The organism is Mycolicibacterium fluoranthenivorans, from assembly GCF_011758805.1.
Classification (GTDB): Bacteria; Actinomycetota; Actinomycetes; order Mycobacteriales; family Mycobacteriaceae; genus Mycobacterium; species Mycobacterium fluoranthenivorans.
Genome location: NZ_JAANOW010000003.1, coordinates 122,593 through 148,657 on the forward strand (window position 1 = coordinate 122,593; position 26,065 = coordinate 148,657).

28 protein-coding genes are annotated in these 26,065 nt (G+C 66.9%); 13 read left to right on the forward strand and 15 right to left on the reverse strand.

Translation table 11 applies throughout. From position 1 onward, the window contains the following. Positions 1-36: 36 nt before the first annotated feature. A complete protein-coding gene (locus FHU31_RS23910; protein ID WP_167163236.1) occupies positions 37-1,068 on the reverse strand; it encodes an LLM class F420-dependent oxidoreductase in 1,032 nt (343 codons plus the stop codon). Between the two features lie 59 nt (positions 1,069-1,127). Between FHU31_RS23910 and FHU31_RS23915 the strand changes: the two genes are divergently transcribed. The 5 genes from FHU31_RS23915 to FHU31_RS23935 are packed head-to-tail and all read left to right on the forward strand — an operon-like array spanning position 1,128 to position 5,499. After that, positions 1,128-2,138, forward strand: a complete 1,011-nt coding sequence (locus FHU31_RS23915) for a Zn-ribbon domain-containing OB-fold protein (RefSeq protein ID WP_167163237.1) — start codon at positions 1,128-1,130, stop codon at positions 2,136-2,138. A gap of 13 nt (positions 2,139-2,151) precedes the next feature. Next, complete coding sequence (locus FHU31_RS23920; RefSeq protein WP_167163238.1) at positions 2,152-3,210, forward strand: thiolase family protein; 1,059 nt, start codon at positions 2,152-2,154, stop codon at positions 3,208-3,210. Then, positions 3,210-4,403 carry a thiolase family protein gene (locus FHU31_RS23925; RefSeq protein WP_167163239.1) on the forward strand — a complete coding sequence of 398 codons (1,194 nt, stop codon included), beginning with the start codon at positions 3,210-3,212 and terminating at the stop codon, positions 4,401-4,403. The genes FHU31_RS23920 and FHU31_RS23925 overlap by 1 nt, the downstream gene beginning before the upstream one ends. After that, positions 4,403-4,804 (forward strand): nuclear transport factor 2 family protein, encoded by a 402-nt coding sequence (locus FHU31_RS23930; protein ID WP_167163240.1) that lies wholly within the window; start codon positions 4,403-4,405, stop codon positions 4,802-4,804. Before FHU31_RS23925 ends, FHU31_RS23930 begins: the two co-directional genes overlap by 1 nt. 59 nt (positions 4,805-4,863) lie before the next feature. Beyond that, entirely contained in the window at positions 4,864-5,499 is a 636-nt protein-coding gene (locus FHU31_RS23935) for a hypothetical protein (RefSeq protein WP_208411350.1), read from the forward strand. Here FHU31_RS23935 and FHU31_RS23940 read toward each other — a convergent pair. After that, positions 5,486-6,010 carry a gamma carbonic anhydrase family protein gene (locus FHU31_RS23940; protein WP_167163241.1) on the reverse strand — a complete coding sequence of 175 codons (525 nt, stop codon included), beginning with the start codon at positions 6,008-6,010 and terminating at the stop codon, positions 5,486-5,488. The genes FHU31_RS23935 and FHU31_RS23940 overlap by 14 nt on opposite strands. A gap of 97 nt (positions 6,011-6,107) precedes the next feature. Between FHU31_RS23940 and FHU31_RS23945 the strand changes: the two genes are divergently transcribed. Genes FHU31_RS23945 through FHU31_RS23955 form a run of 3 tightly spaced genes read left to right on the forward strand, consistent with a single transcriptional unit; the run spans position 6,108 to position 8,387 of the window. Next, the gene (locus FHU31_RS23945; protein ID WP_167163242.1) at positions 6,108-7,277 is read left to right on the forward strand and encodes a 3-ketosteroid-9-alpha-monooxygenase, oxygenase component; all 1,170 of its coding nucleotides are present in this window, start codon (positions 6,108-6,110) and stop codon (positions 7,275-7,277) included. Next, the gene (locus tag FHU31_RS23950; RefSeq protein ID WP_167163243.1) at positions 7,277-7,747 is read left to right on the forward strand and encodes a hypothetical protein; all 471 of its coding nucleotides are present in this window, start codon (positions 7,277-7,279) and stop codon (positions 7,745-7,747) included. The genes FHU31_RS23945 and FHU31_RS23950 overlap by 1 nt, the downstream gene beginning before the upstream one ends. A gap of 43 nt (positions 7,748-7,790) precedes the next feature. Further along, a complete protein-coding gene (locus FHU31_RS23955; protein WP_234901631.1) occupies positions 7,791-8,387 on the forward strand; it encodes a sensor domain-containing protein in 597 nt (198 codons plus the stop codon). A 2-nt stretch (positions 8,388-8,389) separates the two neighbouring features. Here the strand turns inward: FHU31_RS23955 and FHU31_RS23960 are convergent, their stop codons facing one another. Then, positions 8,390-8,758 carry a winged helix-turn-helix transcriptional regulator gene (locus tag FHU31_RS23960; protein ID WP_167163245.1) on the reverse strand — a complete coding sequence of 123 codons (369 nt, stop codon included), beginning with the start codon at positions 8,756-8,758 and terminating at the stop codon, positions 8,390-8,392. 82 nt (positions 8,759-8,840) lie between these two features. Here FHU31_RS23960 and FHU31_RS23965 point away from each other — a divergent pair, with 82 nt between their 5' ends. Continuing rightward, positions 8,841-9,251, forward strand: coding sequence for a RidA family protein (locus FHU31_RS23965; protein WP_167163617.1), 411 nt, complete (start codon positions 8,841-8,843; stop codon positions 9,249-9,251). A gap of 2 nt (positions 9,252-9,253) precedes the next feature. Here the strand turns inward: FHU31_RS23965 and FHU31_RS23970 are convergent, their stop codons facing one another. From FHU31_RS23970 to FHU31_RS23980, 3 genes are read right to left on the reverse strand one after another with little or no spacing between them, the layout of a single operon-like run. Then, complete coding sequence (locus FHU31_RS23970; RefSeq protein ID WP_208411351.1) at positions 9,254-10,396, reverse strand: sulfotransferase family protein; 1,143 nt, start codon at positions 10,394-10,396, stop codon at positions 9,254-9,256. Next, positions 10,396-11,190, reverse strand: coding sequence for an SDR family oxidoreductase (locus FHU31_RS23975; RefSeq protein ID WP_167163246.1), 795 nt, complete (start codon positions 11,188-11,190; stop codon positions 10,396-10,398). Before FHU31_RS23975 ends, FHU31_RS23970 begins: the two co-directional genes overlap by 1 nt. A 2-nt stretch (positions 11,191-11,192) precedes the next feature. After that, positions 11,193-12,320 carry a hypothetical protein gene (locus FHU31_RS23980; protein WP_167163619.1) on the reverse strand — a complete coding sequence of 376 codons (1,128 nt, stop codon included), beginning with the start codon at positions 12,318-12,320 and terminating at the stop codon, positions 11,193-11,195. A gap of 104 nt (positions 12,321-12,424) precedes the next feature. On the opposite strand from FHU31_RS23980, the gene FHU31_RS23985 reads away from it, so the two are divergent. Next, positions 12,425-13,336: an IclR family transcriptional regulator gene (locus FHU31_RS23985; RefSeq protein WP_167163247.1), complete on the forward strand. Its 912-nt coding sequence runs from the start codon at positions 12,425-12,427 to the stop codon at positions 13,334-13,336. Here the strand turns inward: FHU31_RS23985 and FHU31_RS23990 are convergent. Next, positions 13,333-13,767: a hemophore-related protein gene (locus tag FHU31_RS23990; RefSeq protein ID WP_167163248.1), complete on the reverse strand. Its 435-nt coding sequence runs from the start codon at positions 13,765-13,767 to the stop codon at positions 13,333-13,335. The two genes, FHU31_RS23985 and FHU31_RS23990, sit on opposite strands and share 4 nt — an antisense overlap. A 135-nt stretch (positions 13,768-13,902) precedes the next feature. Between FHU31_RS23990 and FHU31_RS23995 the strand changes: the two genes are divergently transcribed. Beyond that, positions 13,903-14,580 (forward strand): GNAT family N-acetyltransferase, encoded by a 678-nt coding sequence (locus tag FHU31_RS23995; RefSeq protein ID WP_167163249.1) that lies wholly within the window; start codon positions 13,903-13,905, stop codon positions 14,578-14,580. On the opposite strand, the gene FHU31_RS24000 is transcribed toward FHU31_RS23995, so the two are convergent. The 6 genes from FHU31_RS24000 to FHU31_RS24020 all read right to left on the reverse strand — a co-directional run bounded on the left by FHU31_RS24000 (position 14,542) and on the right by FHU31_RS24020 (position 21,119). Further along, positions 14,542-16,644 (reverse strand): RecQ family ATP-dependent DNA helicase, encoded by a 2,103-nt coding sequence (locus FHU31_RS24000; protein WP_263987963.1) that lies wholly within the window; start codon positions 16,642-16,644, stop codon positions 14,542-14,544. The two genes, FHU31_RS23995 and FHU31_RS24000, sit on opposite strands and share 39 nt — an antisense overlap. Further along, positions 16,601-17,266 (reverse strand): TIGR03943 family putative permease subunit, encoded by a 666-nt coding sequence (locus tag FHU31_RS31665; RefSeq protein ID WP_234901632.1) that lies wholly within the window; start codon positions 17,264-17,266, stop codon positions 16,601-16,603. Before FHU31_RS31665 ends, FHU31_RS24000 begins: the two co-directional genes overlap by 44 nt. Further along, positions 17,263-18,249: a permease gene (locus FHU31_RS24005; RefSeq protein WP_167163251.1), complete on the reverse strand. Its 987-nt coding sequence runs from the start codon at positions 18,247-18,249 to the stop codon at positions 17,263-17,265. The genes FHU31_RS31665 and FHU31_RS24005 overlap by 4 nt, the downstream gene beginning before the upstream one ends. 103 nt (positions 18,250-18,352) lie before the next feature. Continuing rightward, on the reverse strand, positions 18,353-19,405 hold the full coding sequence (gene dmpG / locus FHU31_RS24010) for a 4-hydroxy-2-oxovalerate aldolase (protein ID WP_167163252.1): 1,053 nt from the start codon (positions 19,403-19,405) through the stop codon (positions 18,353-18,355). Further along, complete coding sequence (locus FHU31_RS24015; RefSeq protein WP_167163253.1) at positions 19,402-20,319, reverse strand: acetaldehyde dehydrogenase (acetylating); 918 nt, start codon at positions 20,317-20,319, stop codon at positions 19,402-19,404. The genes dmpG and FHU31_RS24015 overlap by 4 nt, the downstream gene beginning before the upstream one ends. A gap of 14 nt (positions 20,320-20,333) precedes the next feature. Then, the gene (locus tag FHU31_RS24020; protein WP_167163254.1) at positions 20,334-21,119 is read right to left on the reverse strand and encodes a 2-keto-4-pentenoate hydratase; all 786 of its coding nucleotides are present in this window, start codon (positions 21,117-21,119) and stop codon (positions 20,334-20,336) included. A 95-nt stretch (positions 21,120-21,214) separates the two neighbouring features. Between FHU31_RS24020 and kstD the strand changes: the two genes are divergently transcribed. Both kstD and FHU31_RS24030 read left to right on the forward strand, forming a co-directional pair. Then, entirely contained in the window at positions 21,215-22,930 is a 1,716-nt protein-coding gene (kstD, locus tag FHU31_RS24025) for a 3-oxosteroid 1-dehydrogenase (RefSeq protein WP_167163255.1), read from the forward strand. Continuing rightward, on the forward strand, positions 22,930-23,790 hold the full coding sequence (locus FHU31_RS24030; protein WP_167163256.1) for an enoyl-CoA hydratase ChsH3: 861 nt from the start codon (positions 22,930-22,932) through the stop codon (positions 23,788-23,790). The genes kstD and FHU31_RS24030 overlap by 1 nt, the downstream gene beginning before the upstream one ends. On the opposite strand, the gene FHU31_RS24035 is transcribed toward FHU31_RS24030, so the two are convergent. Together FHU31_RS24035 and FHU31_RS24040 are read right to left on the reverse strand one after the other, a co-directional pair. Next, positions 23,791-24,537, reverse strand: a complete 747-nt coding sequence (locus FHU31_RS24035) for a hypothetical protein (protein WP_167163257.1) — start codon at positions 24,535-24,537, stop codon at positions 23,791-23,793. Between the two features lie 6 nt (positions 24,538-24,543). Continuing rightward, positions 24,544-25,641, reverse strand: a complete 1,098-nt coding sequence (locus FHU31_RS24040; RefSeq protein WP_167163258.1) for a hypothetical protein — start codon at positions 25,639-25,641, stop codon at positions 24,544-24,546. Between the last annotated feature and the right edge of the window lie 424 nt (positions 25,642-26,065).

Sequence of the window (26,065 nt, forward strand, 5' to 3'; positions counted from 1 at the left end):
ATCTAGAACGCGTTCTAGACAACTGCAAGAAAGTGTCTACACCAGTGCCGCGAGATCACGGATCTGCTCGACCGACCGGGCGCCGACCACCATCATCGTGACGCCGGACGCTTCCCAGGCCTTGATCTGCTCCTTGACGTAGTCGAGGTTGCCCACGATCGCCGAATCGTCGACGAGTTCGTCCGGGATGGCCTTGGCCGCCTCGTCCTTGCGATCGTTGCGGAACAGTTTGGTGACGTCGTCGACGACCTCGGCATAGCCCATCCGGCGGTAGACGTCGGCGTGGAAGTTGGTGTCCTCGGCGCCCATTCCGCCCATGTAAAGCGCCAGATGCGGCTTCATCAGCTCCATGATGGCCGGGCGGTCGTCGGTCACGACGACCTGCGCGGTCGCGCAGATCTCGAACGTCTCACGGGTCCGGCGCGCGCCGGGACGGGCGAAGCCCTCGTCGAGCCATTCGTTGTACATACCCGCGATCCGCGGCGAGTAGAAGATCGGCAGCCAGCCATCGGCGATCTCGGCGGCCAGTGCCACGTTCTTGGGTCCTTCGGCGCCCAGCATCACCGGGATGTCGGCGCGCAGCGGGTGGGTGATCGGCTTGAGGTTCTTGCCCAGCCCGGTGGTGCCCGCACCGGTCAGCGGCAGCGGGTAGTGCGGGCCGTCGCTGTGCACGGGCGCCTGCCGCGCCCACACCTGGCGCAGGATGTCGATGTATTCGCGGGTGCGGGCAAGCGGCTTGGGGAATTTCGCGCCGTACCAGCCCTCGACCACCTGCGGCCCGGACACGCCGAGACCCAGGATGTGCCGGCCACCGGAGAGGTGATCCAGCGTCAGCGCGGCCATCGCGCACGCCGTCGGGGTGCGCGCGGACAGCTGGATCACCGAGGTGCCCAGCCGCAGCTTCGTCGTCTCACGTCCCCACCAGGCCAGCGGCGTGTAGGCGTCCGAGCCCCACGCCTCGGCGGTGAAGACGGTGTCGAAGTCCGCCTCCTCGGCCGCCGCGACGAGTTCGGCGTGGTTGGTCGGCGGCTGCGCACCCCAGTAACCAAGCTGCAAACCCAGTTTCATTTAGCCCACCTTCCGACCCATGGTTGAAACCATTCTTAGAACCTGTTCTACTCGATGCCGTGACCACAGGCCAAAGCAGCCCGGTGCAGATCGACAAGCATGAGCAGCCTCTCTCGGCGCCGTTGAAGCTCGCATTCGACTACACCCGTTCAGTCGGACCACTCCTGTCCCAGTTCTTCACCGCCCTGCGCGGACGACGCATCGTCGGCGTTCGCGGGTCGGATGGCCGGGTACACGTACCGCCCGCTGAGTATGACCCGGTCACCTACGCGGCCCTGACCGAGGTGGTGCCCGTCAGCAGTGTGGGCACGGTGCAGTCCTGGACCTGGCAGTCGACCCCGTTGGCGGGGCAGCCGCTGGACCGGCCGTTCGCCTGGGCGCTGATCAAGCTCGACGGCGCGGACACTGCCCTGTTGCACGCGGTGGATGCCCCCGAGGGCACCCTGAAGAGCGGCGACCGGGTGCACGCGCACTGGATCGACGAGCCGGTCGGCGCGATCACCGACATCGCCTACTTCGTGCCCGGCGAGGATTCCGAGCCCAACGGCGCGCCCGACGCGCAGGATCCCAGGGACCCCGTCACCGTGCAGGTGACACCCAGCTTCATCGAGATCCAGCACACCGCCTCGCTGCCCGAGACCACGTTCCTCAAGGCGCTCGAAGAAGGCAAGCTGCTCGGCGCCCGGACCAGGCACGGCCGGGACGGACAGCCGGGCAAGGTCTACTTCCCGCCGAAGGAAGCCGATCCCGCGACGGGTCTGGAGCTCGACGAGTTCATCGAGCTCCCGGACCGGGGCACCGTCACCACCTTCGCGATCATCAACATCCCGTTCCCGGGGCAGCGGATCAAACCGCCCTACGTGGCCGCCTACGTGCTGCTCGACGGCGCCGATATCCCGTTCCTGCACCTGGTCGTGGAGATCGACCCGGCGGATGTCCGGATGGGCATGCGGGTGCAGGCCGTGTGGAAGCCGCGCGAGGAATGGGGTCTGGGTATCGACAACATCGACTACTTCAAGCCCACCGGCGAGCCGGATGCCGATTACGACTCCTACAAGCACCACCTGTAAAGGGCCCGAACTGATGACCGAAATCGCAGTGGTGGGCTTCGCACACGCGCCCCACGTCCGCCGCACCGACGGCACCACCAACGGCGTCGAGATGCTGATGCCGTGCTTCCACCAGCTCTACGAGGAACTCGGCCTCCAGCAGACCGATATCGGCTTCTGGTGCTCCGGATCCTCGGATTACCTTGCCGGCCGCGCTTTCTCGTTCATCTCCGCGATCGACTCCATCGGCGCCATCCCGCCGATCAACGAGTCGCATGTCGAGATGGACGCGGCGTGGGCGCTGTACGAGGCCTACATCAAACTGCTGACCGGGCAGGTGGAGACCGCGCTGGTGTACGGCTTCGGCAAGTCCTCGGCCGGAACCTTGCGGCGCGTCCTGTCGCTGCAGACCGACCCGTACACGGTCGCGCCGCTGTGGCCGGATTCGGTGTCGCTGGCGGGACTGCAGGCCCGGGCGGGCCTGGATGCCGGCAAATGGACCGCCGAGCAGATGGCCCAGGTGGCACTCGATTCCTATGCCGCCGCGGGCCGTACCGACAGAGAAGAGGTCACCGGCAGCATTGACGACCTGCTGTCCCGGCCGTACTTCGCCGACCCGCTGCGCCGCCACGACATCGCACCGATCACCGACGGTGCGTCGGCGATCGTGCTCGCCGCGGGTGATCGGGCCCGCGAGCTGCGCGAAAACCCGGCCTGGATCACCGGTTTCGAGCACCGCATCGAGACACCGATCCTGGGTGCCCGTGACCTGACCACCTCACCGTCCACGGCGGCGTCCGCGAGGGCGGCGACCGGTGGTGATACCGGTTCGATCGAGATCGCCGAGATCTACGCCCCGTTCACTCATCAGCAGCTGATCCTCACCGAGGCGATCGGGCTACCGGCCTCGACCAAGATCAACCCCTCGGGTGGGGCGCTGGCGGCCAACCCGATGTTCTCGGCCGGGCTGGAGCGCATCGGTTTCGCCGCGCAGCACATCTTCAACGGTTCCGCGCAGCGCGTACTGGCGCACGCCACGAGTGGCCCTGCGCTGCAACAGAATCTGGTTGCCGTTCTGGAGGGAGAAGCCTGATGGCTCCGAAATCAGGTAAGAAACTCGCCGCGGTTCTGGGGACCGGGCAGACGAAGTACGTCGCCAAGCGTCACGACGTGTCGATGAACGGCCTGGTGCGTGAGGCCATCGACCGGGCGCTGGCAGACGCCGGATCGACGTTCGACGATATCGACGCCGTGGTGGTCGGCAAGGCGCCCGACTTCTTCGAGGGCGTCATGATGCCCGAGCTGTTCATGGCCGATGCCACGGGTGCGACGAACAAACCGCTGATCCGGGTACACACCGCCGGTTCGGTGGGCGGCTCCACCGCCATCGTCGCGGCCAGCCTGGTGCAATCCGGCAAGTACAAGCGCGTGCTGACCATGGCGTGGGAGAAGCAGTCGGAATCGAATGCCATGTGGGCGTTGAGCATTCCGGTGCCGTTCACCAAACCGGTCGGCGCCGGCGCGGGCGGGTACTTCGCTCCCCACATCCGCGCGTACATCCGGCGCTCCGGCGCCCCCAATCACATCGGTGCCATCGTGGCGGTCAAGGACCGGCTCAACGGCGCGAAGAATCCGTTGGCGCATCTGCACCAGCCGGATATCACCGTCGAGAAGGTGATGTCCTCCCCGATGTTGTGGGATCCGATCCGCTACGACGAGACCTGCCCGTCGTCCGACGGCGCGGCGGCCATGGTGATCGGCAACGAAGAAGCAGCCGAGGCCCATCTCGCCAAGGGGAATCCCGTCGCCTGGATCCACGCGACCGCGCTGCGGACCGAACCGCTGGCCTACGCCGGGCGCGATCAGGTCAACCCGCAGGCCAGCCGGGATGCCGCCGCCGCACTGTGGCGTGACGCCGGGATCACCTCACCCATCGACGAGATCGACGCCGCCGAGGTCTACGTCCCGTTCTCCTGGTACGAGCCGATGTGGCTGGAGAGTCTCGGTTTCGCACCCGAGGGCGAGGGCTGGAAACTCACCGAGGCCGGCGAGACCGCGATCGGCGGCCGCATCCCGTTCAATGCCTCCGGCGGTGTGCTGTCCTCCAACCCGATCGGCGCCTCGGGCATGATCCGGTTCGCCGAGTCCGCGATCCAGGTGATGGGCAAGGCCGGTGACCACCAGGTGCCCGGTGCGCGCAAGGCGCTCGGCCACGCCTACGGCGGCGGTGCGCAGTACTTCTCCATGTGGGTGGTCTCCAGCGACAAACCGGCGGGTAAGTCCTGATGACGGCCCCGGTGACCCTTGCCGGGCGGCGGTCGCGGGAAGCGGCCGTCGCCCGCGACAAGGAGGCTTGGCTCGCGCTGTTCGCCGATGACGCGATCGTCGAGGACCCGATCGGTCCGTCGCATTTCGACCCCGAGGGCACGGGTCATCGCGGCAAAGCCGCGATCGCCGCGTTCTTCGACAAGGCGATCGCCCCGAGCCAGCTGGAATTCCACTTCGAGAAGACCTATGTCTGCGGCAACGAGGAGGCCAACGTCGGTCACATCGTGATCGTCGCGGGCGGGTACCGCGTGCAGGCCGAAGGGGTGTTCACCTACCGGGTGAACACCGACGGCAAGATCGCGGCGCTCCGCGCCTTCTGGGAGGTGGCGGCGGCCACCGCGGGCGCACGCAAGATCTGAGTGGTTCGCGTACCGTTGGGAACATTCATCGTCCAGTTCCCAAGAGTCAACAGACCACCTTGCGCCGCTTCATTGTCCCCACCGTCGTCCCCACCGTCCTTTCAGCCCTCACCGCCTTCCTGATCAGCGGTTGCGCCGGTACCGACGGCAGCACACCCGCTGCGACCAGTCTCCCCGGCTTTCCCGCACAGCCCTCGTCGTCGACCACCACGCCCTCCTCGAAGAGCAAGGTCGCACCGCAGTACGAGCGCCTGTTGATCACCGCCGACGACCTCAGTGACGAACAGGACACTTTCCACCAGCAGTCCGCGCAGTCACAGCCCGACGGCCAACCCGGCGCCAGCGCGTTCTTCGTCAACGACAAGGACGACCGCGCGATCAGCACCGTGGTGTTGATCTACCCGGACGCTGCCACCGCCGCGGCGACCTTGAAGCAGGCGGAGGCGACGCTGCCCTCGCTGGTGGCCGGGGGCACCCCGCAACCCATCGCGGTGGGCAACGGCGGCGTCGTCGTGAAAGGCGCCAAGCCCGCAGAGGACAAATCGGTCACCCTGATGTTCTTCACGGTGGACCGGGCCCTGGTACGGCTGGAATTCCAGAGCGCGATCGGGGACGTCACCACCGACCAATTCATCACCAATGTCGGCAAGATGCAGGCGATCGCCCTGCGGACCGGCCTGGCTACACAGCCTTGAGGCCCTCGCGGTAGCGGCGGGCCAGATCCTGGTAGGCCTGGGCGTTGGTGTCGATCCAGACCTGCGCGCCGGTACCGGCGATCGGCCCCCTGACCTTGGCCGGCACCCCGGTGACGAGTACCTCGTCGGGAATCTTGGTGCCACCGACCACCAGCGCGTGGGCGGCGACCAGAGTCCGCGCACCGATGACCGCCCCGTCGAGCACCGTCGCATGATTGGCGATGAGGGCGTGGCTGCCGATGTGGGCACCGTGAATGACGCAGCCGTGGGCGATGGTGGCTCCCGGGCCGATGTCCACCGGAATCCCCGGCGGTGCGTGCAGAACCGATCCGTCCTGCACGTTCGCCCCCTCGCGGATGATGACGGGCGCGTAGTCGGCCCTCAGCACCGCGTTGAACCAGACCGATGCACCCGCCGCGACGTGCACGTCCCCGATGAGGGTGGCGGTCGGAGCGACGAACGCTGTCGGGTCCACCACGGGAGTTCGGCCCTCGAATTCATAAAGAGGCATGGTTCACATATACCGCAGGTAGGCGTGCATGCGTTGCGCGAACGAGGACCAAAACTGTAACGTGTTCTAGTTAGAAGACCGATACGGGAGGCCCACCGTGACTACTGAATCCACCGGCACTGTCGGTGTCAGGGAGATCGACACCGGAGCGCTGCCGGACCGCTACGCACGCGGCTGGCATTGCCTTGGTCCGGTCAAGGATTTCCTCGACGGTAAACCGCACGGCGTCGAGATCTTCGGCACCATGCTCGTCGTGTTCGCCGACTCGAACGGCGAGGTCAAGATCCTCGATGGCTACTGCCGCCACATGGGCGGCAACTTGGCGCAGGGCCAGATCAAGGGCGACACCGTGGCGTGCCCGTTCCACGACTGGCGCTGGGGCGGGGACGGCAAATGCAAGCTGGTGCCCTACGCCAAGCGCACACCGCGCCTGGCCCGCACCCGCGCCTGGGAGACCGACGTCCGCGGCGGCCTGCTGTTCGTCTGGCACGACGCGGAGGGCAATCCGCCGCCACCCGAGGTCCGCATCCCGGAGATCCCCGAGGCCGCCGACGACCAGTGGACCGAGTGGCGCTGGAACACGATGCTCATCGAGGGCTCCAACTGCCGCGAGATCATCGACAACGTCACCGACATGGCGCACTTCTTCTACATCCACTTCGGTCTGCCGACATACTTCAAGAACGTTTTCGAGGGCCATATCGCCTCCCAGTATCTGCACAACGTGGGCAGACCCGACGTGAACGATCTGGGAACCTCATACGGTGAGGCTCAGCTGGATTCCGAGGCGTCGTACTTCGGCCCGTCGTTCATGATCAACTGGCTGCACAACAACTACGGCGGCTTCAAGGCCGAGTCGATCCTGATCAACTGCCACTACCCCGTCAGCCAGGACTCGTTCGTGCTGCAGTGGGGCGTCATCGTGGAAAAGCCCAAGGGCCTGGACGAGGCGACGACCGACAAGCTCGCTCGGGTGTTCACCGAGGGCGTCAGCAAGGGCTTTCTGCAGGATGTCGAGATCTGGAAGCACAAGACCCGGATCGACAATCCGCTGCTGGTCGAGGAGGACGGTGCCGTCTACCAGATGCGCCGCTGGTACCAGCAGTTCTACGTCGACGTCGCCGATGTCACCGCGGACATGACCGACCGTTTCGAGATGGAGGTCGACACCACGGCCGCCAACGAGAAGTGGCATGTCGAGGTGGCGGAGAACCTCAAGGCCCAGGAAAGTCAGAAGGCCCAGAAAGAAACAGTTCAGCCGAGCTGATGACCACCCACGACGAGCGGGCCCAGACGCCGGACGTTGATCGTCTGGCCCGGTCGATGCTGGAGTTGCTCGGTCACGATGACGAGCACGATCATCCGGCCCGAGACTCTGCTGCACCCGGATCTTGGTCGAAGGCACCGGATTTCGCCGGCGATCCACACCGCGCCGCTGCCATCCGGGAGGCCACCGCGCGGGACCGGGAGCGTTATCTGACCTCGGGTCTGGTGTCGGTGGACTGCCGGTTCTGCCATGTCACGGTGCAGGTCAAAAAGCTAGGCCCGGAACAGACCTCGGTGCAATGGAGTAGCGGGGCAACGCAGCGGTGCGCGGTGTTCAGTGAGATTCGGGCCACCGGCGGGGATCCCGCCCGTGCGCGGTCCTGTCCGAAGCTGACAGATAGCATCAGGCATGCCGTCGCGGAAGGCTGTCTGGAAGAGGTGTCGAGCGCGCCGCCGCCCGGCGACGGCTGACGTCGCCGTTGCCCTTGTTCTCGCCCTTGCCGGCGGTCTCGCGGTGAGTGGCTGCGCCCGGATCATCGACACCGCGACCCCGCACCCGGCCCCCCGGGTCGGTCCCATCCTCGCCGATCAGGTGGGTGATCTGCTCAGCAAGCGGGCCCAGGACGACAAGGACGGCAACCGGTTCGTCACCGTGGTGCCAGATTCCTGCGCCGGTGCGGCCCGGGAGAAGGATGCGCCGTTCATCGTCGACCATCATCCCGAGGCCACCGACGGTGGCCACTGGGTGGCCGCCGAGGCTCAGCCGGTGTACGTCGAGGAGATCGTTGCGGTGTACGCCGCTGATTTCGACGCCCGGTCGGCGATCACCGGCGCCCGCAGCGCGTTGGAGGCGTGCCGCACCCCGTTCACCGTCACCGATATGAAGGGCCGGGAGTACCACTTCAGCATGGGTGTTGCCGGCCGGGGTTCGCCGCATTCGGTGATCTGGTCGTTCCGCGCCGCCGACTGGGCATGCGACAACGCCTTCGTCGCGGCCCACAACGCCGCGATCGAGATCACCACGTGCGGATCGGTCGGCGGCTACGACGTGAGCGCCTTGGCCCGTGATGCGCTCACACTCATCGATTCGCTGGCAAATACGAAGGCCTAGGGTTACCGCGGCTCGTCAGTATCGAAGCGCCGGCGCGCCTTTTCGATCTCTGACGTGTGTGTGGCGGCCCAGGCCAGCAGCACCTCGACAGGTGGGCGCAGGGTCTTACCGAGCGGTGTGATCCGGTATTGGACGGCGACCGGTCGTGTGCTCAGCAATTCACGCTCGACAATGCCGTTGCGTTCCAGCTTGCGCAGCGTCGCCGTCAGCGACTTCTGCGTGACGGCGGGGAGGGCGCGGCGGAGGTCGTTGAAACGGCAAGGCCGTTCGCAGAGCTCGTTGAGGACGCTCAACGACCATTTGTCCAGCACCTGATCCAGCAGTTCGCGGTGCTGAGCGCTGATCACGAAATCGGGTGCGGTATCGGTCATGAAACCTGGTCTCGTTGAAGTGTCCTGCGTATACCAAGTATCAATGCTGCACCACGTCATCACCGATCGGCAGGAGAATTCGATGTCCGTGCACATGTTCAGCCCGCAGGGCCTGCTGCAGCCCGTCCCCTATCACCATGTTGCGGTGGGAACCGGTACCCGGCACGTCCACGTCAGCGGTCAGATAGCCAGACTCGCCGACGGAACCCCGGTGGCTCCCGGCGACCTCGCCGGCCAAGTCGCCCAGGCACTACGAAACACCGCGACCGCCCTGGCCGGTGCAGGCGCCGGCTTCGGCGATGTCGTCCGACTGACCTTCTATGTCACCCAGTGGGTTCCGGAGCGGATGGACGCCTTCATGGCCGGCGTCAATCTGGTGGCCACCGATATCGGACTGCCCTCGCCCATACCGCCCGCCTCACTCATCGGCGTCGAGGCGCTCTTCGAACCGGACGTGCTGGTCGAGGTGGAGGCCACCGCGATCCTGCCCTGATCCTAGAGTCCCTGGAACCGCTCCTTGACCTGCTCGGCGGTGAGCCCGTAATCACTCAGCGAGTAGGTGTGCTTGGGTGCGCGCGGGCCCTTCTTGCTCGCCTCGTGGGAGTCGACCATGGCCTGGCGAGCGGCATCGGTGAAGTCGATGCCGAACGTCCGGTAGATACCCTCCACCGCGCCGATCGGATCCTTGATGAACTCGAAGTAGTCCACATCGCAGAACTGAGCTGGATCATGTTTGGCGCGTTCGGCATCGAAGAGCTCCAGGCCGCGCGACCAGGTCTCCATCGAATCGGCACCGATGACCTCGCCGCGGAACGTGTCCGACCACCCCTCGGTGGTGTGCTGGGCCAGTGAACACATCGAGGCCATGATGGTCTCGGCGGGCCGGTGGCACTGCACCACCAGCGCGTCAGGGTAGGTCGCGAACAGGGCGTCGAGCGCAAACAGGTGACTGGGATTCTTGAGCACCCAGCGCTTCTCCGGTTCGTTGAGCCCGATCAGCTGCAGATTACGGCGGTGCCGCTGATAGGACTTGGTCCAGTCCTGCCGCGCCAGCCACCGGGAGTAGGTCGGGATGTGGGCCAGCGTCTCGTAGGACACCGAGTGCAGCGACTGACGCAGCAGCTGCCAGCACTCCTCGACCTCGTCAGCGGTCATGTAATGCAGGCCGGTATAGTCCGGGTTCTCCTCGTGCGCCTTGGTGAACTGCGCGTCGAGTTGGGCGAATACCGGGTTCTGCGACCAGGTTTCGCGTGGTGGGCGGGGTTGCGGGAACTCGGCGAGCCACAGTTCCAGACCCTGGTGCCGCGGGTCCGCGGTGAGCAGCCGATGGATCACCGTGGTGCCGGTGCGCGGCAGGCCGGTCACGAAGATCGGCCGCTCGATCGGCACGTCGGTGTGCTGCGGGTACTGCTTGAACGCCGCCTCCGAGACCAGACGGGCGACAAGGGCATTCCGCACGAAGAAGCGCTGCATCTTGCTGCCGAGCTCGGTGAGATCGGCATCGCGTTGATAGGCCTCCAGCAGCACGCCGAGCGCCTCTTTGTAGTTATCGTCATCGGGGCCGAAATCATCCAGCCCGCAGGCCTTCACGGCCGAGGCGTGCAGATCCTCGACGGTCCCCACATTGGTGCGCGTCATCAGTACTTGTACTCCCCGCAGTTGACATCCAACGTCTGCCCGGTGATACCGCTGGACAGGTCGCTGGCCATGAACAGGATGGCCGAGGCGACCTCGTCCTCGGTCGGCAGCTTCTTCAGATCGCTGTTGGCCGCGGCCGCCTTGTAGATCTCGTCCACGGTGGTGCCGTACTTGCCGGCCTGGTGTTCGAAGTAACCCTGCAGGGTTCCGCCCCAGATATAGCCGGGAAGTACCGAGTTCACCCGAATACCGCTGCCACCCAACTCACTTGCCAGCGACTGGGACATGGCCAGCAGCGCCGACTTGGCCAGCTTGTAGGCGCCCTGCTTGGGATCGGAGTGCCGGACCACCATCGAGTTGACGTTGACCACCGACCCCTTGGCCTCGGCCAGCGCCGGGGTGAACCCCTGGATCAGACGCAGCGCGCCCAGCACCGTGAGCTCGATGGTCTCCCGGATGTGCTCGAAAGTGGTGTCGGCGAACGGTTTCATCGACGGTACCCGGAAGGCGTTGTTGATCAACACGTCGATCTTGCCGTACGCCTGCAGCGACTCGTCGACCAGATTGGCGACCTGCGCGTCATCGGTGATGTCGGTGCCGATCGCGACGGCCCGACGTCCCAGCCCGGTCACCTCTTTCGCGACGCTTTCCAACCGCTCGACGGTGCGGGCGGCCAGCACCAGATCGGCCCCCTCCTCGGCACATCTCCGCGCCAGCGTGGTGCCGAGTGCGGGCCCGACGCCGCTGATCACCACGACCTTGTCCTTCAGCAGTCCACCCAACGCGCCAGCCATCGTCAACCCACCATTCTTTCGCCGATCAGCTTCTGGCGCAGCGCGATCCGCGCCCGCCAGTCCTCGTCTGAGATCTTGTTCGAGTCGTAGTACGGCAGCACCCCCGCCACGTCGGCCAGGTCGACGATCTGCACGCTCGGGCCGTCCGCTTCGGTCAGCTGACGCGACACCCGCTGCCAGCGGAACTGTAGATATCCCTTGCCGTGCCCCAGGGTTTCACACCAGTTCGTCACGCCGGGGTTCGCATCGGAGACCACGATGCGGACCTTGCCGTCCGGATCCGCCTGCGCCTGAGTGCCGTTCAGCGACGTCTGATGGTTGATGTAGTCCAGCGAGATGTACCACAGGCTGCCCAGCTGGAAGCCCACGTACGGCGCATCGGTGACCGGCAGCGTGATGACAACGGCCTGATCCGGCGCAAGATCGTAGTGCCCCACCGAGGAGTACTGGGTGGCCAGCCCGCCCGGGGTCAGCCGCGGTGCGGTCAGCGTGTTCACCGGAAGGTTGTCGTAGAACCATTTCGGGAACTGCAACCAGGTCTTCACCCGCTGCACGAGCTGCTTGCCCGCCACCGCATAGCGCTTCTCCACCAATTCCCTGGTGAGCGCGGCCGGGGCGGTGCCGGCGGTGTCGGTCCGCGCGATGGCGAACGTGCCACGCTGGGCCGCCCAGTCGTTGTAGACCTCGCGGATCACCAATTGGGCCGGCTTGTCCGGGGTGAAGCGCCATTCGAAGGTGCCGTCGGCGGCAATGTCGAGCTTGCGGTCGTCGAAGGCCGTCTCACTGTCGGGCACGACCTCCTCGGTGTACTCGCCGCCCAGCAACTGGAAGCTGACATCGGTGGTGGTGCCGCGCCGTCCGGTCACCACATATTCATGGCCGGGCTGCACCCGGGTACCGAAGTACATGGTGTCCGGATTGTCGAGGCCCATCTTGGTGAACGGACCGGTTCCGCTGTGCAGGAACGGGTGGTCGCGGTCGTAATCGAAGGCAACGTGCGTGCAGGCCGCGATGCAACCGGCCAGATACTGCAGCCCTTCGAGCAGATCGGCTTCGGATTCGATGAACGGAGCTTCGGTGACGAGACGTTCGGCCTCGGCGACGGCGTCCAGAAAAGGTTGTGCGTACATCCTCATCCGTTCTTCGCGTTCCAATATTGGACCGCAGTGGTAGAGTTTCCGACCTGAGACTAGAACGGGTTCTAGTTCGCGTCAACGATCGGGGGTCAGTAGCGATGACACTCGCGGAACCGGCCGGGCGCGCCTCACCACCCACCGCCCGCGTGGTCGCGATCCTGGACTTCCTGGCACGCCATCCGCACGATCGGTTCGGCCTGTCCGAACTGGCCCGCCGGGTCGGGCTGAGCAAGCCCACCTGCCTGGGGATCGTCACCACCCTGGCCGAGAGCGGCTACCTGGTGCGCGAATCTTCGGACAAGACCTACCGGCTGGGCCCGGCGCTGATCACGCTCGGCCATACCGCCCAGGAGTCGATGCGGGTCAGCCCGGCCGCGCGTACCGAGCTGGGACGCCTCAGTGAGAAGTTCGATGCCACCGCGGCACTCTCGGGCGTCGTCGACGACCGCATCACCCTGCTGGAACTGGTGGCCCCAACGGGTACGCCGCCGGCGGTGCGGGTCGGCCAGAGCTATCCGTTCGCCCCACCGGTCGGTCTGATGTTCGTGCTCTGGGATGAACGAGCCGTCCGGGAGTGGCTGGCCAAGGAACCCACCATCCCGCTGCGCACCGACAGCGCTCGCCTGGCCCGGGTGATCGCCGAATGCCGTGCCGCGGGTTACCTCGCGGAGCGGCTGACTCCCGGTGGCCGCCGGCTCTATGCCCTGATGGCCGGGATGTCGAGCACGTTGCCCGACGAATTACGCGCGCTGCTGGGCGAATTGGTCTCCGATATCGGCGAACGCGTCTACCTGCCCGACGGTGGCGAGTCGGGGACACGGACCCGGCACGACATCAGCGTCATCGCCGCGCCGGTCTTCGACCATCACCGACGCCAGGTCATGGTGGTCTCACTGCAGATCGGGCATGCCCTGACCGACAGCGAGATCACCGAACGAGCCCGCGAGGTGATGGCCAGCGCGGCCGCGCTGACCGCTCAGCTCGGCGGGTCGAGACCGGACCAGAACTAGACCTCGGCCAGCACCGCGAGTGCGTCGGTCGGCGCCACCTGCAACCCGCATCGGTCCTTGTAGGCGGTCAGCGGCGCCTGGATGGCACGCAGCTCATCGGCCTCTTGCGGATGATCCTTGAAGTAGCCGTCGAACTGACCGACCGCGACGAATGCCGGCTGCCGGGTGAAGTCGATGAGCGCCGCGTTCACGTCGGGATGCGCGGCGAAGTACGCCGACAGCTCCTTGGTGACCGAACTGATGGTGTCGGCCAGCCCAGCCGCGTTGCAGTCGCCGGCTGCAGGCGCCGACGTCGTCGGAGTCGCCGGGGCAGGCGTGCTGTCCGAGCCCTCCGGATCAGCCCAGGAGGTCGGCATGCCCAGCATGGCGCCGGCGGCACCGGCAGCGATGAGACCGAAGGTGGCGCGCCGGAAGGTGGCGATACGAGCCATGTGTGTACTCCTTTGCAGCGGATCGGCCGGGGCATCCCGGCCCTGTAGAGCACGTCGCCTCGGCAAACACGGCTGTTACACACGTGGCGGAAATTCACTTCTGTCCGCACGGCGCGATGTGTTGCGATGGCAGTCATGACGGACCCGATCTGGCCGTTGGCGGACTTGGAAGTGACCACTCCGACCCTGGGCCTGCGCTACATCACCGACGAGCTGGCCACCGATCTCGCGCGCCTGGCGGCCAGGGGTATTCACGATCCCGCCACCATGCCGTTCTCGGAGCCGTGGACCGACGTGCCCTCACCCCAGTTGGAACGCAACAGCCTGCAGTACTTCTGGCGCTGCCGCGCCGAGGTGACCCCCGAACACTGGGACCTGCCGCTCGCCGTGCTCGCCGGCGGGCGGCCCGTCGGGGTGTGCACGGTGCACGCCGAGCAGTTCCCGGCCCGCCGATCGGTGACGACGGGGTCGTGGCTGGGCCGCGCACATCAGGGCCGCGGCCTCGGGCGGGAGATGCGCCAGGCCGCCTTGCATCTGATCTTCGCGGGCTTCGGCGCCGGCGAAGCCACCACCCGCGCGTGGCACGACAACGCCGCATCGCTGGGTGTCACGCACTCGCTGCCCTACGCGCAGACCGGCACCGCGCAGGAACAACGCCGCGACCGGACCGACACCATGCTCGCCTTCACGATGCGCCGTGCCGCATGGAACCCGATTCGCCGCAACGATATTCACCTGACCGGTGTGCCGGCCGTCGCCGCGCAGCTGGGCTTCTCACCGCACGCCGGCGAGCGCGAACGGGAGGACGGCTGACGCACCGGCCGCCCGCACCACCCGTGCCGCCATGGTCAGCGTCCACCCGGTATCGGTGACATCGTCGATGAGCAGTACCGGTCCCGCATCCACGTGGACCGGCACCTCCCACGCATCCCGCAGTCCCGCCACCCGGTAAGCCGAGTTCGCCGCGGTGACAGGCCGGTGCTGGGGTGTGTACCTCAGCACCCCGAGATCGGTGAGCCTGCCGAGCTGGGCCAGCCGGGCCGCGGTCGAGCGGATCAGCTGCGGTCTGGTCGCCGAGTCCAGCGCCAGCACCGCGGTGGGCCTGGTCTTCCAGTCCCACGCCTTGAGCACCGCTATGGCGGCCTGCACCAGGTCATCGGGGACCTCACCGTCGGGCTCGTCCAGCAGTCGCCGCAGCCGGGTGCCCCAGCCCAGGTCGGTGAGCCGTCCGATCACCCGGCCAGGTTCCGGGCCGTCCCCGATGCGGCCCGACAGGTCGACACCCAGGGATGCCAGCCCGGTGGGCCATTGGCGGCGTGGGGCGATCTCCACCCCGGGGCGCATCAGCTGCTCGCGGGCCGATTCGGCCGCCGACACGTCGACCGCGTTCGGATAGCGGGAGCCGACACAGTTGTCACAGCGCTCGCACCGATGATCGGCCGCCAGGTCGGGGTCGTCGAGCTGACCCCGCAGGAATGCCATCCGGCACCCGGATGTCGACTGGTAGTCGAGCATGGCCTGCTGCTCGCGCTGCCGGGCCTCCGCCAGCTTTCGGTACCGCGGTTCGTCGTAGCCCCATGGCTGGCCGGTGCTGATCCAGCCGCCCTTGACCCGGCGCACCGCGCCGTCGACGTCGAGCACCTTGAGCACCATCTCCAGACGCGACCGGTTGAGGTCGACCAGCGGTTCCAGCGCGGCAGTGGACAGCGCCCGGTCCGGCTCGAGCGCGCCGATCACGTTGCGCACCATCGCTTCCGACGGGAACGCCACCGAGGAGAAATACCGCCACACGTCGGCGTCCTCGCGACCGGGTAGCAGGATCACCTCTGCGCTGGCGGTGGCACGACCGGCGCGGCCCACCTGTTGGTAATAGGCGATCGGCGAGGACGGCGCACCCAGATGCACGACGAACCCGAGATCGGGTTTGTCGAAACCCATCCCCAGCGCCGAGGTGGCGATCAGCGCCTTGACCCGGTTGGCCAGCAGGTCGGCCTCCAACTGCTCGCGTTCGGCGGCCTCCGTCGACCCGGTATAGGCCGCTACCGGGAATCCGCGTTCCCGCAGCAGCGCGGCGATATCGTGGGCCTGTGACACCGTCAGCGTGTAGATGATCCCCGACCCGGGTAGCGAATCCAGTTGCGCAGCAACCCATGCCGCGCGTTGAGCCGGTCCCCCGGCCTGCACCACCGACAACCGCAACGACTCCCGGTCCAGTCCGCCGCGCAGCACCAGGGTGTCCGCTCCCCCGACGCCCAACTGGGCGGCGACATCGTCGACCACTCGGTCGTTGGCTGTTGCCGTGGTCGCCAGAACGGGTATATCGGACCCCAATTCGGCGATCAGCGTCCGGATCCGGCGGTAGTCGGGGCGGAAATCGTGGCCCCAGTCCGAGACGCAGTGCGCTTCGTCGACCACCACCAACCCCGCGTCGGCGGCCAGCGCGGGCAGCACGGCGTCCCGGAAGTCCGGATTGTTCAACCGCTCCGGGCTGACCAGCAACACATCGAGTTCACCCGCGGTGACCCGTCGATGCACGTCCTGCCATTCGGTCACATTGCTGGAGTTGATCGTCGCCGCCGCCACCCCGGCCCGCTGCGCCGCCGCCACCTGGTTGCGCATCAGCGCCAGCAGCGGCGACACGATGACCGTCGGCCCGCGCCCGGCGGCCCGAAGCAGCTTGGCGGCGATGAAGTACACCGCCGATTTGCCCCAGCCGGTGCGTTGCACCACCAGCGCACGTCTGCGCCCGACGACCAACGCTTCGATGGCCGTCCATTGATCATCGCGCAGTACCGCCTCCTGGCCTGCGAGCTGTTCCAGGATGGCCTGCGCGTCAGTACGCGTAGGTGTTGGCAGGCTTGGGGATCGGGGTGGCACGGGTGACCTCCAGGGTCGGGATGAAATGGGTGGAAGGATTCGAGGACCCCGGGATGACACGCCCTTCGATGCGTAGCCAGGTGTCATCGGGATGACCGGAGACGTTGCCGGACAGATGGACCCGGGCAAGCTGCGCATCCGCGGCGCAGCAGATGATCACCACCCGGGCCAGGTCATCGCCCATGACGAAGCCGGTGGTGCTGATCGATTGGTTGTCCAGGCTCTTCGTCGAGTCGGCGGCAGCGCGCATCAGCAGTTCGGGCAGGGAGACCGTGCCATCCGCAGGTAGCGGCGGGAACGGCCGCAGATGCGGCTGCGCGGCCGCCGGCGACTCCGGAGTCGCACCGACCACGCCCATGGCCGGTACCGCCACGAATGCGGTGAGCGCCACCGGGATCAGCAGCAGCCAGGCCGTACCGCCGTGGTGGTGGTGCTCGGCCGCACCGTGGCGCGCGTCGGCCAGGAATCCGGCCAGCCCCAGCACCACCAGCAGCACCGCGGCCGCGATCAGCCACGGCAGTAGACCCGGTTTGACGAAGTTGAGGTAGGTGCCTTTCACCACCAGCAATCCGGCACTCAGCCCGATCAGCAGCACCAGCGTGTTCTGCACGACCCGGCTCATGACGCGGTCCCCAGCACCAACAGTCCGACCGCGGTGGCAATGGTGGTGGCCACCAGCAGGGTGAGCGGCGCGAACCGGACCGCGAACGCCCGGCCGAACATCCCGACCTGCATGGCGAACAACTTCACGTCGATGGCCGGGCCGACCACCAGGAACACCAGCCGGGGCAACAACGGCAGCATGGTGAATCCGGCCGCGACGAAGGCGTCGGCTTCCGAACAGAGGGCCAGCACCACCGCCAAGATCGCCATCGCGAGGATGCCGAACACCAGATTTCCGGCCACGTGCTCGAACACCCATGTGGGCACGAACGCCCGCAGCAGTGCCACCGCCGCCGCGCCGATCACCAGGAAGCCGGCGGACTGCAGGAAGTCGTGCCGGGCCGCACCGGTGAACACCGCCCAGCGCGGGGCCGAATCATCGTGCGGGGTCGGCAGGGTGCGGGTCACCCACGCGGCGCAGCCCCAGCGTTGCCACAGCAGACCCATGGTCACCGCGGTGAGAAGCGATGCGGCGCAACGGGCCACCACCATCTGCGGCTGACCGGGGAACGCGACCGCGGTCGCGACCAGTACCACCGGGTTGATGGCCGGCGCCGAGAGCATGAACGTCAGCGCGGCACCGCCGGTGTCGGGGCTGAACAACCGGCGCGCCACCGGGACCGAGCCGCATTCACAGCCCGGCAGGGCAGCTCCCCCCACCCCGGCGGCGGCCACCGCGAGCACCGGGCGCCGCGGCAGCCAGCGCTGCAGCCGCTCAGCGGTCACAAAGGCGGCGACCAGCCCGCTGACGATGACGCCCAGCACCAGGAAGGGCAGCGCCTGAACGAACACCCCGCAGAAGATGGTGGCGGCGGCCGCCAGCCGCGGGTGGGTGGACAACACGCCGCTGACCGTCCCCGCCGACAGCGCCAGCACGATGAGACCGACCAGCAGGAACTCCAGCGAGCCCGCCCTGCGGCGCGTTGTCGCAGTGGTGGCCATGGCCCCTATCTTGCCCGGGCCTCCTGACAGTTACCCAGATCGACGTTTTGGCCGGTTCTTCTCGACCTTTCCCGCCCGTGTGATCAATTGGGCGGATAGGGGGTCAGGCGTTGGAGGCTTCCTGCTCGCGTTTGATCTCCAGCGCGATGTCGATGAGCTGATCCTCCTGGCCACCGATCAGCTTGCGCTGGCCGACCCGGAGCAACAACTCATGGGCGGGCACGCCATAACGTTCGCCCTGGCGAACTGCGTGCTTGAGGAAGCTGGAGTACACCCCGGCGTAGCCCATGATCAGTGCGTTGCGGTCGAGCAGGCACTCAGCGGGCATCGCCGGCGCGACGACCTCTTCGGCGGCGTCGGCGATATCGAAGAAGTCGATACCGGTCTTGACGCCGATCTTGTCGAACACCCCGACCAGCGCCTCCACCGGCGCGTTACCGGCACCGGCGCCGAACCGGCGACACGACCCGTCGATCTGTTTGGCGCCGGCGCGCACGGCCTCGACCGAGTTGGCGACGCCGAGGCCGAGGTTCTCATGACCGTGAAATCCGACCTGCGCGTCATCGCCGAGTTCGGCGACCAGCGCCGCGACCCGGTCGGCGACCTGATCGAGCACCAGCGCACCGGCGGAATCGACGACGTAGACGCACTGGCAGCCGGCATCGGCCATGATGCGGGCTTGGGCGGCCAGTTTCTCCGGGGCGATGGTGTGGCTCATCATCAAGAACCCGACCGTCTCCAACCCGAGTTCACGGGCCAGCCCGAAATGCTGGATCGAGACGTCGGCCTCGGTGCAGTGGGTGGCGATCCGGCAGATCGACCCACCGTTGTTCTGCGCCTCCTTGATGTCTTCCTTGGTGCCCACCCCGGGCAGCATCAGGAACGCGATCTTGGCCTCTTTGGCGGTCTGGGCGGCGAGTTTGATCAACTCCTGCTCCGGGGTTTTGGAGAACCCGTAATTGAACGACGAGCCGCCCAGCCCGTCACCGTGGGTGACCTCGATGACCGGGACGCCCGCGTTGTCGAGTGCGGCGACGATCGCCTGCACTTCGTCTGTGGTGAACTGATGGCGCTTGTGATGGGACCCGTCGCGCAGCGACGTGTCGGTCATCCGGACATCCCAGATCGGGTTGAAGAAAATATCGGCGGTGCTCATGCCTGACCTCCAGCGGTAGCCGCGACGCGTTCCTTGGCGATTTCCTCGCCGACCTTGGTGGCCGCGGCGGTCATGATGTCCAGATTTCCCGCGTAGGGCGGAAGATAATCCCCGGCACCTTCGACTTCGACGAACACGGTCACCACATGGTTGCCGCCGTTGACCACCGACGGCTCGTCGAACTGCGGTTCGTTGAGCAACCGATACCCGGGCACATAGGTCTGCACCTGCGCCACGACCTCCTTGATCGACGCGGTGATCGCCGCCTGATCAGCGTCCTCGGGAATGGCACAGAAAATGGTGTCCCGCATGATCATCGGCGGCTCGGCCGGGTTCAAGATGATGATCGCCTTCCCCTTGGCGGCCCCACCGATATCACGCACCCCGGCGCTGGTGGTCTTGGTGAACTCATCGATATTGGCCCGCGTCCCGGGACCGGCCGACGCCGAGGACACCGACGCCACGATCTCGGCATAGGGCACATCCACCACCCGGGACACGGCGTACACCATCGGGATGGTCGCCTGCCCACCGCAGGTCACCATGTTCACGTTCGGCGCATCCAGATGCGCACGCAGATTCGCCGGTGGGATCACCCCGGGCCCGACCGCCGCCGGGGTCAGATCGATCGCCCGGATCCCGGCCGCCTCATACCGCGGCGCGGCAGCACGATGCACATACGCACTGGTCGCCTCGAACACCAGATCCGGCAATTCACTGCGCCCCAGAAGCCAATCCACACCCTCATGACTGGTTTCCAGGCCCAGTTTGCGGGCCCGGGCCAAACCCTCAGACTCCGGGTCGATCCCGATCATCCAGCGTGGTTCCAACCACTCCGACCGCAACAACTTGTACAGCAGATCGGTACTGATATTGCCCGACCCGACAATCGCCACTGACGCCTTATCAGCCATAAGAACGGCTCTCCCTATTCGAAACTCAGTCGGACTGAACCTAGTCCGTCGAAATCTGCTACGAAATCGTCACCCGGACGTGCATCTATCGCACGCATGCACGCCCCCGGCAGCACGATGTCGCCGGCCTTCAACCGCACCCCGAACTGGTCGACCTTGCGGGCCAGCCAGGCCACCGACGTGACGGGATTGCCCAGCACGGCGTCGCTGCGGCCCTCCGCCACCACCTCACCGTTGCGTTTAAGCACGGCGCTGATGTTCTTAATGTCAATATCCTTGGGCGACACCCGTTCCGGCCCCAGCACCCAACCGGCCGACGACGCGTTGTCGGCGATGGTGTCACACAACTTGATCTTCCAGTCGGTGATACGCGTGTCGATCAACTCGATCGACGGGGCGAACGCCGCCGTCGCGGCCAGCACATCGTCCTCGGTGCAACCGGCCCCCGGCAGATCGTCGGCCAGGATGAAGCCCACCTCGACCTCGACTCGCGGATAGAGGTACTTCGCCGTCTGGACCGGGCGGTCCTCGAAGACCTCCATATCGGCCAGCAGATGACCGTAATCGGGCTCATCCACGCCCATCATCTTCTGCATGGCCTCCGACGACAGACCCACCTTGTGCCCGATCACCCGGGCGCCTTCGGCAACCCGCTGCCGGATGTTGATCAGCTGGATCTCATACGCGTCCACGACGTCGATATCGGCGTAACGGTCGGTCAACGGAGTGGTGGGCGTCCGGCTGCGCTCAGCCTGGGCGAGATCCGCCGCGAGTTCATCGCGTACCTGCGCACTCAGCATCTAGGTGAATTCCCCTCATAACCTCGTTAAGCCCTCGACCGGCACAGTTACGGGCCTGTTGTCGAAAGGCGCTGCAATTCTATAACGTGTTCTACATGACTGGACAGGAGTACGACGTTGTCGTGGTCGGCAGCGGGGCTGCCGGCATGGTCGCCGCACTTACCGCTGCTCACCAGGGCCTCTCGACAGTAGTCGTTGAGAAGGCTCCGCACTACGGTGGTTCCACTGCGCGGTCAGGCGGCGGCGTGTGGATCCCGAACAACGAGATCCTCAAGCGTGACGGGGTCAAAGACACCGCCGAGGCGGCCCGGAAATACCTGCACACGATCATCGGCGACGTGGTGCCCGCGGAGAAGATCGACACCTACCTGGACCGCGGTCCGGAGATGCTGTCGTTCGTCCTCGCGAACTCCCCGCTGAAGCTGTGCTGGGTGCCGGGGTACTCCGACTACTACCCGGAGACCGCAGGCGGCAAGGCCACTGGACGGTCGGTGGAGCCCAAGCCGTTCAACGCCAAGAAGCTCGGGCCCGACGAGTCCGGCCTGGAGCCGCCGTACGGCAAGGTGCCGCTGAACATGGTGGTGCTGCAGCAGGACTACGTCCGACTCAACCAGCTCAAGCGCCACCCGCGTGGTGTGCTGCGCAGCATCAAGGTGGGCGTGCGTTCGGTCTGGGCCAACGCGACCGGCAAGAACCTCGTCGGCATGGGCCGCGCACTCATCGCACCGCTGCGTATCGGCCTGCGCAACGCCGGGGTTCCGGTGTTGCTGAACACCGCGCTGACCGATCTCTACGTCGAGGACGGCGTGGTCCGCGGGATCTACGTACGGGCCGACGGCGCACCGGAATCTGCTGAGCCGCAACTGATCCGGGCCCGCAAGGGGGTCATCCTGGGCTCCGGAGGCTTCGAGCACAACGAGCAGATGCGGGTGAAGTACCAGCGCGCACCCATCACCACCGAGTGGACGGTCGGCGCCAAGGCCAATACCGGCGACGGCATTCTGGCCGCCGAGAAGCTCGGTGCGGCATTGGAACTCATGGAGGACTCGTGGTGGGGCCCGACGGTCCCGCTGGTCGACGCGCCGTGGTTCGCCCTGTCCGAACGCAACTCTCCCGGGTCGATCATCGTCAACCTCAAGGCCCAGAGGTTCATGAACGAGTCCATGCCCTACGTCGAGGCCTGCCATCACATGTACGGCGGTCAGTACGGTCAGGGTTCGGGCCCGGGCGAGAACGTGCCGGCCTGGCTGATCTTCGACCAGCAGTACCGGGACCGCTACATCTTCGCGGGACTTCAGCCGGGACAACGGATTCCGAAGAAGTGGCTGGAGTCCGGCGTGGTCGTCAAGGCCGACACACTGGCCGAGCTGGCCGAGAAGACCGGCCTTTCCGGCGAGGCCTTGGCCGCCACCGTCGAGCGCTTCAACGGGTTCGCCCGGACCGGTGTGGATGAGGATTTCCATCGCGGCGAGAGCGCGTACGACCGCTACTACGGGGATCCGACCAACAAGCCCAATCCGAACCTGGGTGAGATCAAGAACGGCCCGTTCTACGCGGCCAAGATGGTGCCGGGTGACCTCGGCACCAAGGGCGGCATCCGCACCGATGTGCACGGCCGGGCCTTGCGCGACGACGGCTCGATCATCGAGGGGCTCTACGCCGCAGGCAATGCCAGCTCACCGGTGATGGGCCACACCTATCCCGGCCCGGGTGGGACCATCGGACCCGCCATGACCTTCGGATACCTGGCCGCCCTCGCCGTAGCCGGAGCCGCCCCGGCGGCGACATCAGAGTCAGGAAGGGTTGGTTAATGCCCATCGATGTCGAAAAGGCGCTCGCCGCCGACCTGGAGCCCATCGAATTCTCCTGGACCAGTAGCGATATCCAGCTGTATCACCTGGGACTCGGTGCGGGTGCGGACCCGATGGACGAGCGCGAGCTGCGCTACCTGACGGACAACACCCCGCAGGTGCTGCCCACCTTCGGCAATGTCGCGGTCAGCTTTCACATGACCGAGGCCCCGACGGTGCAGTTCCCGGGGATCGACATCGAGCTGTCCAAGGTGTTGCACGCCAGCGAGGGCGTCACGGTGCCGGGTCCCATCCCCACCAGCGGTAAGGCCTGGTCCAAGCAGCGCTTCACCGAGATCTGGGACAAGGGCAAGGCCGCCGTCATCGTCAGCGAGTCGACCGTGACCGACGAATCCGGCGCGGTGCTGTGGACCACGAGGCGCTCCATCTTCGCCCGCGGCGAGGGCGGATTCGGCGGGGAGCGTGGACCGTCGACGTCGGCGGAGCTGCCCGACCGGGCCCCCGACGCCGAGATCGCCCTGCCGACGCTGCCGCAGCAGGCGCTGCTGTACCGGTTGTGCGGTGACCGCAATCCGCTGCATTCGGATCCGGCGTTCGCCAAGGCCGCCGGGTTCGATCGGCCGATCCTGCACGGGTTGTGCACCTACGGTATCGGCGCCAAGGCCATCGTCGATCACTTCCTCGACAGCGATGTGTCGCAGGTGGCTTCCTACGGTGCCCGGTTCGCCGGCACCGTCATCCCGGGTGAGACGTTGCAGGCCAATATCTGGAAGCAGGACGGCAAGTTCCTCGGTGTGCTGACCGCACCGAGCCGGGACAACGCGGTCGTACTGTCCGGAGTGGAACTCATCCCCGCTTGATCACACGCGGCGGGCCGCGTCGTCTCCGGCGGTAGGCCTGCCGTGTTCGTGCGGTGAGACCGGAGCCGGCGCCGCCGTGCCCGGCGCCGGGCCCGCCGCACCGTGCTGCGGCGCCGCCGCATCGCGTGCGTCCTGAGCGGCCTGCCGCTGGTCCTGCCGGTGTTCGCGGTGGTCTTGTTCGGCCTGGCGCTGATCCTGCTGAGTCTGGCGCTCGTTCTGCTGCTGCTCACGCTCGTCCTGCTGCTGACGATCGTCCGGGCGGCCCTGGTCCGTGGGTATCTGTCCGGCCAGCTGCGAGCCGAGCGACCCGAGCGAACCCAGCCCGCCCGCGCCGCCCCCAGCGCCCGAACCCGAGCCACCGCCCTGGCCGGCACTTCCCATGGCCTGCTGCATCATCGAGCCGAAGCTGCCGGTCTGCCCGCCCAGGCCGCCGGCCGCCTGCATCGGCGCCTGCATCATCTGCCCCATCTGGCCGAGCATGCCGCCCAGCTGCCCGACGGACTGGCCACCCTGCTCATCGGCGTTCTGATAGGCCGACTGCGCCGCGCCGACCTTGCCGGAGAACTGGTTCTCTTTCGCCGACAACGCGGTGACATTGGCCGTCAGGGATGCTTCCAGGGCGGGCAGTACCGACGCGATGGTCATACTCATCGCGTCGGCGCCGGGCGGGATCGTCGGCATCGGCGGCAGTTCGACCGACGCGGCATCCCAGGTGAGTCCTTCGGGTTTCTCCAGCGGACTCGTCATCGGCGGTCACCATTCATCGTCATCGACCTCGTCCTCCCCGTAGTCCAGGGATGGCGGTAGCGCCAGACCCTGTTTAGTGCCGACACCCTCGGTTCCGCGGTGGCCCATCATCCCGCCACCCATGCCACCCATGCCGCCGCCACCAGCCGCGACGGGCGCGACGCCACCGACGACTGCACCGGCTGCGGCCTCGGCCGGCGCCACCGAGACGGGCAGCGTCTTGCCGACCAGGCTCGCCATCAACGGGGTCTGCGGCGACCCACCACCGGCGCCCGGCAGCCCCGCTGCACGCACCATGCCCGCGCCGCCACCCGCGCCGGAGCCACCCGCCAGCGGATGGTTGGAGAACGCCGAGAACGGCGAGGGCCCCATCCCGGCACCGCTGGGCGAGCCGCCCTTACCGAGCATCGAGGTGAGCTGCTGCAGCGGCTGGGTCATCTGCTGCAATGGCTGCATCAGCTGCTGGGGGGCCTGCCCGAGCGCCTGGCCGAGCTGCTGTGGCAGTTGGGTGAGCATGGATCCCATCTGGCTGAGCATCTGCATCGCCTGCTGTGGGTCCTGACCGGCCAACTGCTGCGGGCCCACCGCGGGCGGACCCGAGGCCGGCACACTGGGCGGCGCCCCGATGGTGTTGGCCAGCTCGGTGGCATTGGCGGTCACGGTCGCGGTGTTCTGCGACAACCCCAGTTTGATCCGGGCCTGCACCAGCTCCTGGGCGTTGCTGTAAGGCATGGACTGCAGTGCCATGCACTCCGCGTTCGTCTCTTCGGCCATCGTGTTGACCAGCGTCTTGGTGGCCACGACGGCGGCCTCCATGCTGCGCAGCTTCGCGGCGATGGCGGCGGCCTGGGCACCGTTGGACTCATGACCGCCGATGATCGTGGTGGCCTCGCCTGCCGCGGCGACCGCCGAGCCACCCTGCCACACGTCGGCGAGCTTCATCAGCTGACCTGATTGCCGAGGCACCACGGTGCCGGTGATCTTGGCCGCCAGTGCCTCGTACTGTGCGGCCGCGGCACCAAGCGCGTCCTCATCGACGTTCGGCCAGCCCGGTCCGGTGACCGTCTGCGAACCAAACGGGCTCATATCGGGCTGTATGCCCATGCCAAGGCCCCCCTCGAGCGCATATGAACAGCAGTCTCGAGGTTACCGTGCGCCGGGCAGGCGGCCGAACACTTGTCGGACGAGACGCCTGAACGGCTGCACGTCCCAGTGGCGGTCGGACCGCCGCGTCCCGTGGGCTGAGCCTCGCAGCCACTCATACCTGTCGCCGGTATCCGATAACAGCAAATAATCGAGCCAGGACCGCCAGTACTCGGCATTGCCGCGCGCGCTGCCGGTCGGCCCGCGTCCGCCGAAGGGATGATTCGGTGCGATTTCGCGACGAAACCCGGCACTCTCTCCTAAAATTGACGCAGCAGTGATCGCAAGTGGGGGGCCCTCGATAGGGGATATGCGACGCCGCGAAGAGCTGGAGTTCATTCCGTTCAGGTTCGGGGGAACCAATTTCAGCGATCTTTCGGCCTCG

Bases quoted from the DNA above. Each gene is read 5' to 3' on its own strand.
- FHU31_RS23910 (WP_167163236.1), bottom strand. From the start codon at position 1,068: ATGAAACTGGGTTTGCAGCTTGGTTACTGGGGTGCGCAGCCGCCGACC.
- FHU31_RS23920 (WP_167163238.1), top strand. From the start codon at position 2,152: ATGACCGAAATCGCAGTGGTGGGCTTCGCACACGCGCCCCACGTCCGC.
- FHU31_RS23925 (WP_167163239.1), top strand. From the start codon at position 3,210: ATGGCTCCGAAATCAGGTAAGAAACTCGCCGCGGTTCTGGGGACCGGG.
- FHU31_RS23930 (WP_167163240.1), top strand. From the start codon at position 4,403: ATGACGGCCCCGGTGACCCTTGCCGGGCGGCGGTCGCGGGAAGCGGCC.
- FHU31_RS23940 (WP_167163241.1), bottom strand. From the start codon at position 6,010: ATGCCTCTTTATGAATTCGAGGGCCGAACTCCCGTGGTGGACCCGACA.
- FHU31_RS23950 (WP_167163243.1), top strand. From the start codon at position 7,277: ATGACCACCCACGACGAGCGGGCCCAGACGCCGGACGTTGATCGTCTG.
- FHU31_RS23960 (WP_167163245.1), bottom strand. From the start codon at position 8,758: ATGACCGATACCGCACCCGATTTCGTGATCAGCGCTCAGCACCGCGAA.
- FHU31_RS23965 (WP_167163617.1), top strand. From the start codon at position 8,841: ATGTCCGTGCACATGTTCAGCCCGCAGGGCCTGCTGCAGCCCGTCCCC.
- FHU31_RS23970 (WP_208411351.1), bottom strand. From the start codon at position 10,396: ATGACGCGCACCAATGTGGGGACCGTCGAGGATCTGCACGCCTCGGCC.
- FHU31_RS23975 (WP_167163246.1), bottom strand. From the start codon at position 11,190: ATGGCTGGCGCGTTGGGTGGACTGCTGAAGGACAAGGTCGTGGTGATC.
- FHU31_RS23980 (WP_167163619.1), bottom strand. From the start codon at position 12,320: ATGTACGCACAACCTTTTCTGGACGCCGTCGCCGAGGCCGAACGTCTC.
- FHU31_RS23985 (WP_167163247.1), top strand. From the start codon at position 12,425: ATGACACTCGCGGAACCGGCCGGGCGCGCCTCACCACCCACCGCCCGC.
- FHU31_RS23990 (WP_167163248.1), bottom strand. From the start codon at position 13,767: ATGGCTCGTATCGCCACCTTCCGGCGCGCCACCTTCGGTCTCATCGCT.
- FHU31_RS23995 (WP_167163249.1), top strand. From the start codon at position 13,903: ATGACGGACCCGATCTGGCCGTTGGCGGACTTGGAAGTGACCACTCCG.
- FHU31_RS31665 (WP_234901632.1), bottom strand. From the start codon at position 17,266: ATGAGCCGGGTCGTGCAGAACACGCTGGTGCTGCTGATCGGGCTGAGT.
- FHU31_RS24005 (WP_167163251.1), bottom strand. From the start codon at position 18,249: ATGGCCACCACTGCGACAACGCGCCGCAGGGCGGGCTCGCTGGAGTTC.
- dmpG (WP_167163252.1), bottom strand. From the start codon at position 19,405: ATGAGCACCGCCGATATTTTCTTCAACCCGATCTGGGATGTCCGGATG.
- FHU31_RS24015 (WP_167163253.1), bottom strand. From the start codon at position 20,319: ATGGCTGATAAGGCGTCAGTGGCGATTGTCGGGTCGGGCAATATCAGT.
- FHU31_RS24020 (WP_167163254.1), bottom strand. From the start codon at position 21,119: ATGCTGAGTGCGCAGGTACGCGATGAACTCGCGGCGGATCTCGCCCAG.
- kstD (WP_167163255.1), top strand. From the start codon at position 21,215: ATGACTGGACAGGAGTACGACGTTGTCGTGGTCGGCAGCGGGGCTGCC.
- FHU31_RS24030 (WP_167163256.1), top strand. From the start codon at position 22,930: ATGCCCATCGATGTCGAAAAGGCGCTCGCCGCCGACCTGGAGCCCATC.
- FHU31_RS24035 (WP_167163257.1), bottom strand. From the start codon at position 24,537: ATGACGAGTCCGCTGGAGAAACCCGAAGGACTCACCTGGGATGCCGCG.
- FHU31_RS24040 (WP_167163258.1), bottom strand. From the start codon at position 25,641: ATGGGCATACAGCCCGATATGAGCCCGTTTGGTTCGCAGACGGTCACC.